The 6787-nt window shown below is 73.8% G+C and carries 7 protein-coding genes and 2 pseudogenes; 4 read left to right on the top strand and 5 right to left on the bottom strand.

From position 1 onward, the window contains the following. Nucleotides 1-499 (bottom strand): FAD-dependent oxidoreductase (locus CCN56_RS25100; RefSeq protein ID WP_179199980.1); only part of this gene is annotated, 499 nt, incomplete at its 3' end. Nucleotides 500-693: 194 nt separating this feature from the next. On the opposite strand from CCN56_RS25100, the gene CCN56_RS25095 reads away from it, so the two are divergent. Next, complete coding sequence (locus tag CCN56_RS25095) at nt 694-1479, top strand: TSUP family transporter (RefSeq protein WP_086830214.1); 786 nt, start codon at nt 694-696, stop codon at nt 1477-1479. A 4-nt stretch (nt 1480-1483) separates the two neighbouring features. On the opposite strand, the gene CCN56_RS25090 is transcribed toward CCN56_RS25095, so the two are convergent. The 3 genes from CCN56_RS25090 to CCN56_RS25080 form a co-directional block, all read right to left on the bottom strand. After that, entirely contained in the window at nt 1484-2101 is a 618-nt protein-coding gene (locus tag CCN56_RS25090; protein ID WP_086830212.1) for a class F sortase, read from the bottom strand. A gap of 96 nt (nt 2102-2197) precedes the next feature. Continuing rightward, complete coding sequence (locus tag CCN56_RS25085; RefSeq protein WP_086830210.1) at nt 2198-2767, bottom strand: hypothetical protein; 570 nt, start codon at nt 2765-2767, stop codon at nt 2198-2200. 291 nt (nt 2768-3058) lie between these two features. Then, entirely contained in the window at nt 3059-3826 is a 768-nt protein-coding gene (locus CCN56_RS25080) for an aminotransferase class IV (protein WP_086830216.1), read from the bottom strand. A gap of 33 nt (nt 3827-3859) precedes the next feature. Between CCN56_RS25080 and CCN56_RS25075 the strand changes: the two are divergent. The 3 genes and pseudogenes from CCN56_RS25075 to CCN56_RS44840 form a co-directional block, all read left to right on the top strand. Next, nucleotides 3860-4084, top strand: a pseudogene (locus tag CCN56_RS25075) (ABC transporter ATP-binding protein); the annotation flags it as partial. Beyond that, a pseudogene (gene cutA, locus CCN56_RS44845) lies at nt 4081-4386 on the top strand (divalent-cation tolerance protein CutA); the annotation flags it as partial. The pseudogenes CCN56_RS25075 and cutA, both read left to right, overlap by 4 nt. 12 nt (nt 4387-4398) lie before the next feature. Continuing rightward, the gene (locus tag CCN56_RS44840; protein ID WP_256962127.1) at nt 4399-4800 is read left to right on the top strand and encodes a gamma-glutamylcyclotransferase family protein; all 402 of its coding nucleotides are present in this window, start codon (nt 4399-4401) and stop codon (nt 4798-4800) included. On the opposite strand, the gene CCN56_RS25065 is transcribed toward CCN56_RS44840, so the two are convergent. Next, nucleotides 4766-6787, bottom strand: a 2022-nt coding sequence (locus tag CCN56_RS25065) for a molybdopterin oxidoreductase family protein (RefSeq protein ID WP_256962126.1), incomplete at its 5' end; no start/stop codon positions are given. The two genes, CCN56_RS44840 and CCN56_RS25065, sit on opposite strands and share 35 nt — an antisense overlap.

Here is a 6787-nt window from a genome sequence, read left to right as displayed (position 1 = left end):
CGCCCTGCTGCGCCAGGACCACCTCCGCGCCGAGCGCCGCGAGGGCCCGCGCGGCCGAGACGCCGAGGAGCCCGCCGCCGATGACGACGGCCCGCACCCCGGGGCGTACGAGCGCGCGCAGCGACAGGCAGTCGTCGAGCGTGCGGAAGGGATGGACGCCGGCCGGGAGCGCCGCGCCCCGCAGGCCCCGCAGCGGTGGGAGGACCGGGTTCGAGCCCGTCGCCAGGACCAGGCGGTCGTACCCGACCAGCGAGCCGTCCGCACACTCGACCGTCCGGGCCGCCCGGTCGATCCGTACCGCCCGGACCCCGAGCCGTACCGGCTCCCGGGTTCCGGGCAGGGCGATGACCTCCGGGGCGTACCGTCCGGCGAGGACGTCGGCGAGCAGCACCCTGTTGTAGGGGGCGTGCGGTTCCTCGCCGAGGAGGGTGACGGGCAGGCGCTGGGCGAGCCGGGCGCCCGCCGTTCCGCCCCCGACCACCACGATCCGTGTACTCATACCGGAAGGGTGCGGGGCCGGTGTTACCCGTCGGCATCCCGGCTGTTTCCCGGACGGAACGCTGATCTCCGTCCGGGCCGGATGCCGCTGTGAGGCCCGCCCCGACCGTGAGCCGGGCGCCGCAAGCTCAGAACCAGCTCAACGATCAAGCGATCGATGGACGGGGCAACGATCGCCTCCCTAGGCTCGCGACCATGCCCGACATCTCGCTGACCACCCTCGTCCTGCTCTGCCTCGCCGCCCTCGTGGCGGGCTGGATCGACGCCGTGGTGGGCGGTGGCGGGCTGCTCCAGCTGCCCGCCCTGCTGCTCGGTCTCCCGCACGTCCCGGCCGCGTACGTCCTCGGCACCAACAAGGCCGTCTCGATCGTGGGCACGACCGGCGCCGCGATCACCTATCTCCGCAAGGCGCCCGTGCGGGTGTGGACGGCGGTGCGGATCGGGCTCGCGGCCCTCGTCGGATCGATGGGCGGCGCGTTCTTCGCGGCCGGGATCAGCAGCGAGGTCCTGCGCCCGGTGATCATGGTGGTGCTGCTCGCGGTCGCGGCCTTCGTGATGCTGCGGCCCTCCTTCGGCGCGAAGGTCGAGGGGGAGGAGCGGGCGCCGCTGACCCGGGCGCGGATCGTGACCGCGATCGTGGTCGTCGGCGGCGGGATCGGCTTCTACGACGGCCTGTTCGGTCCCGGCACCGGGACCTTCCTCGTCCTCGCGCTGACGGCCGTGCTCCACCTGGACCTGGTGACCGCCTCCGCCACCGCGAAGATCGTGAACGTCTGCACCAACGCGGGCGCGCTCGCCATGTTCGCGTACCAGGGCAGCGTGTACTGGCAGCTCGCGGCCGTCATGGCCGTCTTCAACCTGGTCGGCGGGACGCTCGGGGCGCGGATGGCGCTGAGCAAGGGGGCCGAGTTCGTCCGCGGCGTCCTGCTCGTCGTGGTGCTCTCGCTGGTCGCGAAGCTGGCCTTCGACCAGTGGGCGTGATCTCTCAGCGGACCCCGATGAGGTGGCCGAAGGCGACCACGTTCCCCTGGTAGCCGTTCTTCTTCGAGAAGCCGCCGCCGCAGGTGATGACCCGGATCTCGGCCCGGCCGGCCTCGTCGTACACCTTCCGGGACGGGAAGTCCTTGTTGTCGTACACCTCGATCGCGTCGATCGTGAACACGGCGGTCTTCCCGTCCTGCCGGTCCACCTCGATCCGGTGGCCCTTCTTGAGCGCGCCGAGCGTGTAGAAGACGGCGGGTCCGTCGGCGTTGTCGACGTGGCCCGCGATGATCGCGGTGCCCTTGGCGCCGGGCGCGGTGCCGTCCCCGTACCAGCCGGCCATGTTCCGGTCCGCGGCCGGCGGCACGTCGAGCGCGCCGTTCTCCTTGAGGCCGAGCCGCATCATCGGGGCGTCCACGTCGGTCTCGGGGATCCGCAGCCGGACCGGCGGCGAGGGCGGCAGCGGGTCGGCGGCGGCGTCGGTGTGCACGCTCGGCCCGGCGGCGAAGGCCTGCGCGGCCGACGGCACGGGCGGGGTGACGGTCTCCGAGCCGTTCTGGACGAGCCAGATTCCGGCACCGGCGGCCACGGCTATGACCCACCCCTTGCTCTTGTCGCTCACCTGGATTCCCTCGGTCCCTCGGTCGCTTCGTGCATGTGGCCCTGCCCCCGCCGGGCCGTGTACGGGCGCGCGGCGGGGGCAGGACGGGCGGTGGTCTCAGTGGTCCTGCGCGCCGCTCGCCCGGCGACGCAGGAGCCAGACCCCGCCGACGGCAGCCGCGGCCAGCACCGCCGCGCCCGCCGTGACCTGGGCGGTGTCGGGGCCGACGCTGCCCCCGACACCGGTCTGGACGTGGCCGCTGGGACTCCGGTGCTTGACCCACAGGTCGCCCCGGGCGGTCTTGCCGTTGTCGCAGGCCACGCTGATCCAGTAGGAACCGGCCTTGACGTGCTCCGGCACCTCGAACTGTCCGACCACGACCTCCTTGTGCGTGCTCGGCTTCAGCTGGAACTCGCCCGCGCCGAGCGAGTTCGCGTCGCCGACACCGTGCCCGTGCTTGCCGCAGGCGAGCGTGTTCACGGTGACGGTCTCGCCGGGGGACACGGACGACGGATTGATCTCCAGCGACTCGTGGTTGCCGTTCGACTCGTGGTTCCCGCTCGACTCGTGGCTCTCGCTGTTCCACGATGAGGGGTCGTTGTCCGCGTACGCCGCGGGGGCGGCGAACGCCCCGATCGCGACGACCGCCAGCGCGGTACCGGTGAACAGACGGGCAGTGGTGCGCATGGGGGTCCTCCGGGGCGCGCGAGCGGTCATGCCGGCTGGTCCTGCCGGGAGGGACATCCCGGAGCCGGACCTTCTGAGACCGAGATAAGAGCCGCGCCGCGCGCCCCGCCTGCTGATGGATCATCAGGATTGCTCCGTCCGATACGGTGTGTCGCCTGGATTTCGGACGTTTTCGCAGGTCAGAGCGGTTCATGGGGTGTCGGGTGACGGCCCGTGCCGAACGGGTGAGCTACCCCCTCCGCGTGCCCCGGGGGCCCGGCTGGGCACCCCCCGGAGGACCCGGAGCGCGCGCTACGGCCGGAGCTCGTCCCCCTCCACCGCCCCGTACGCCGCGAAGACCCGCCCCATCAGCTCCTCGTCCACCGCGAACGTCACCCCGTCGATCGCCGTCACGGGCGCGATCGTCCGGGAGTTGGTGACGAACGCGGCCCGGTAGCCCGGCAGGTCGGCCACGGTGACCGGGCGGCGGACCGAGGGCAGGCGCGGCTCCAGGAGGGCCATCGTGATCCCGGCGAGGCAGGGCGCCGACGGCCAGACCACCGAAGTGCCGTCCCAGAAGGCGATGTTGGTGACCGCGCCCTCGGCGATCTCGCCGTACGGGGAGGTCAGCAGGGCCTCGTCGAAGCCGGCCCGCCGGGCCGCCGTGCCGTGGTAGCGCTGGCCGAAGCCGCCCAGGTGCTTGATGTGCGGCGCGGGCCGCCAGTAGTCGACGGCCGTCAGGCGCTGCGGGGCGCCGGGGCCGTCGGGGGCCGGGTCCGCGACGGTCACCACGGTGCGGGCGCCCTCGTACACGTACACCCGGACCGAGGCGTCCCGCCGCCCGGCGTCCGCGAGGGCCCCGGTGACGAGCTCGCGCACCCGCTTGCCGTCCAGCTCCCGGCCGAAGAGCTCGCGCGTCGAGCGGTCGAGGCGGTCGAGGTGCAGGGCGAGGCCCTTCACGCGCCCGTCCCGTACCTGCATCGCCGTGAAGTGGCCGTAGCCGCTCATGAGGACGGCGAGGAGCCCCGGATCGGCCGCCGGGGTGCCGTCGATCTCGATGTGCGGGGGAGGTGTCGTCATGCCCTCACCGTACGGCGCCCCGGAACGCACGTGACCCGTACCGAACTCCTCGTCCAGCAGGCCATGACCTCCCTGCGCGCGGGCCGCACCAGCTTCGTCGTCGCCCATCGGCTCTCCACGATCCGGGACGCCGACACGATCCTGGTGATGGAGGGCGGCGCGATCGCCGAGCAGGGCACCCACGAGGAACTCCTCGCCGCCGGGGGAGCCTACGCCCGGCTGCACGCCGCCCAGTTCGCCCGTACGGTGGAGACGTGATCGTCACCGTCCGCACCACCACCGACGCCCGCGCCAAGGCCGACGCCCTGGCGCGCGGCGCCGTCGAGGCCCGGCTCGTCGCCTGCGCGCAGATCAACGGGCCCGTGACCTCCGTCTACCACTGGCAGGGCGCGATCGAGACGGCCGAGGAGTGGGAGGTGGTGTTCAAGACCACCGAGGCCCACTACCAGGCCCTGGAGGCGCACCTCCTCGCCGCCCACGACTACGAGACGCCCGAGATCCTCGCCACCCGGGTGGCCCGGGTCAGCGAGGAGTACGCCCGCTGGGTCGAGCGGGAGACCACGGCGGCCCGGATGATCGAGCACCCGGTGGGCGAGGAGCGGCCGTTCTTCGTGTACGGGACGCTGCGCCCGGGCGGGTACAACCACGACCGGTTCCTCGCCGGCCGGATCGGCACCGAGGCGGACGCCGTGCTGCACGGGGCCGTCCTGCACGACGGGCCCGGCTATCCGTACGTCGTCCCGGCGCACGGGGGCCGGGTGGTCGGCACCCTGCTCACGCCCTCGTCCGGCGACTACAGCGATCTGTTCGGGCTGCTCGACCGCCTGGAGCTGCCCGTCGGGTACGAGCGGGTGGCGATGGACGTCGAACGGGTGCGCGACGGGGCGCGGGTGTCCGCCTGGGTGTTCCTGGCGTCCCCGGACGCGCCCCTCGGCCCGGTCATCGAGAGCGGGGACTGGTTCGACCGGCCGTAGGGACCCTTTCCGGACCGGCAGTGGGGACCCTTTCCGGGCCGGCCGCAGGGACCCTTTCCGGACCGGCCGCAGGGACCCTTTCCGGACCGGCCGCAGGGACCCTTTCCAGGCGGACCGCGCACACCTTGAACTCGGGCATCCGGGAGACCGGGTCGAGCGCCGGGTTCACCAGGGTGTTCGCCCGCCCCTTCCCGTACCAGTGGAACGGCATGAAGACCGTGTCCGGCCGGATGGACGCGGTGATCCGGGCCGGGGCGACGGCCCGCCCGCGCCGCGAGACCACCGCGAGCTCCTCGCCCTCGGTGACCCCGAGCCGCTCGGCGAGCCTCGGGTGCAGTTCCACGAACGGCCCCGGGGCCGCCGCGTTCAGCTCGTCGACCCGCCGGGTCTGCGCCCCCGACTGGTACTGGGACACGACCCGGCCGGTCGTCAGGACCACCGGGTACTCGGCGTCCGTCTCCTCGGCCGCCGCCCGGTGCACCACCGGCACGAACCGGGCCCGCCCGTCGGCCGTCGCGAACCGGTCGAGGAACAGCCGGGGTGTGCCCGCGTGCTCGGGCCCGGGGCAGGGCCAGAAGACGCCCTGCTCCTCCTCGATCCGCCGGTAGCTGATGCCCGCGTAGTCGGCGGGCCCGCCCGCCGAGGCGCGGCGCAGCTCGTCGAAGACCTCCTCCGGGTCGGTCGGGAAGCCCTTCTCCCGGCCGAGCAGCCCGGCGAGCCCGTGCAGCACCTCCAGGTCGCTGCGCACCCCCGCCGGAGCGGTGAGGGCGCGGCGGCGCAGCAGCACCCGCCCCTCCAGGTTGGTCATGGTCCCCGTCTCCTCCGCCCACTGGGTCACGGGCAGGACGACGTCGGCGAGTTCGGCGGTCTCGGAGAGCACGACGTCGGCGACGGCGAGGAAGTCGAGCGAGCGGAGGCGCCCTTCGACGTGCGCGGCGCGCGGCGCGGAGACGACCGGGTTGGACCCCATGAGGAGCAGGGCCTTGATCTCGCCGCCGAGCGCGTCGAGGAGTTCGTACGCGCTCCGCCCGGGCCCCGGCAGCGACTCCGGTGCGACGCCCCACACGCCGGCCACGTGCGCGCGTGCGGCGGGGTCGTCGAGCTTGCGGTAGCCGGGCAGCTGGTCGGCCTTCTGGCCGTGCTCGCGGCCGCCCTGGCCGTTGCCCTGGCCGGTGAGGCAGCCGTAGCCGCTCAGCGGTCGGCCCGCCCTGCCGGTGGCGAGGCAGAGGTTGATCCAGGCGCCGACGGTGTCGGTGCCCTTGGACTGCTGCTCGGGGCCGCGCGCGGTCAGCACCATGGCGTTCTCGGCGTCGCAGAACATCGCGACGGCCTCGCGGAGCTGCGGCACGGACACGCCGGTGATCCGCTCGACCTGCTCGGGCCAGTGGGACATGGCCCCGGCGCGGGCGCCCTCCCAGCCGTCGGTGCGCTCCTCGACGAACGCCTCGTCGACCCGCCCCTCGGCGACCACGAGGTGCAGCATGCCGAGGGCGAGCGCGAGGTCGGTGCCGGGGCGCGGCGCGAGGTGCAGGTCGGCCTGCTCGGCGGTGCGGGTGCGGCGCGGGTCGACGACGATGAGCTTCCCGCCGTTCTCCCTCAGCTCGGTGAGGTAGCGCAGGGCGGGCGGCATGGTCTCGGCGAGGTTGGACCCGACGAGGACGACGCAGCCGGTCTTCGGGATGTCCTCCAGGGGGAAGGGGAGTCCCCGGTCGAGGCCGAAGGCCCGCTGGTGCGCGGCCGCGGCGGAGGACATGCAGAAGCGCCCGTTGTAGTCGATCTGAGAGGTGCCGAGCACGACCCGGGCGAACTTGCCGAGCGTGTACGCCTTCTCGTTGGTGAGGCCGCCGCCGCCGAAGACCCCCACGGCATCGGGACCGTGGTCGGCGCGGGTCCGGCGCAGCCCGTCGGCGACGGCGGCGAGCGCCTCCTCCCAGGACGCGGGCTCCAGGGCCCCCGTGTCAGGGCGTCGGACCAGGGGCTCGGTGAG

The sequence above is a fragment of the Streptomyces sp. NRRL B-24572 genome, assembly GCF_002156145.1.
GTDB lineage: Bacteria > Actinomycetota > Actinomycetes > Streptomycetales > Streptomycetaceae > Streptomyces > Streptomyces vietnamensis.
The sequence above is the reverse complement of the archived record's forward strand: the minus strand, read 5'-3'. Positions and strand labels throughout refer to the sequence as shown.